Annotated in this window: 2 rRNA genes; both read left to right on the top strand. The window is 53.3% G+C overall.

The features are described 5' to 3' along the window. A 16S ribosomal RNA gene (locus AC1DM9_RS34570) occupies window positions 1–134 on the top strand; the annotation flags it as partial. Window positions 135–270: 136 nt separating this feature from the next. Next, window positions 271–387: ribosomal RNA gene (rrf, locus tag AC1DM9_RS34565) — 5S ribosomal RNA — on the top strand. The last annotated feature ends 8 nt before the right edge of the window (window positions 388–395 follow it).

The following is a 395-nucleotide window of genomic DNA, read 5'->3' as shown; positions in this document are numbered from 1 at the left end:
CCACGAGAGTTTACAACACCCGAAGCCGGTGGGGTAACCCGCAAGGGAGCTAGCCGTCGAAGGTGGGGTAGATGATTGGGGTGAAGTCGTAACAAGGTAGCCGTATCGGAAGGTGCGGCTGGATCACCTCCTTTCTAAGGAAATACCCGRRCCCGATGAGGTTCGGATAAACTTGGCAGTTTATCGCTTACTCGTTGTCAGTTTTGAAAGAGTAACCGCACCCTRTAAAGGGTTCTGGAAACCTTCTTTCAATGTAAGTCAAGTCATCCGTTTGGTGGCGATGGCGGAGGTGAACCACGCGTTCCCATACCGAACACGACCGTTAAGCCCTTCAGCGCCGATGGTACTTAGACCGCAGGGTCTTGGGAGAGTAGGACGTCGCCAAGCAGGTGTTA

It is taken from the genome of Paenibacillus sp. 01T431 (assembly GCF_056398625.1).
The sequence above is the reverse complement of the archived record's forward strand: the minus strand, read 5'-3'. Positions and strand labels throughout refer to the sequence as shown.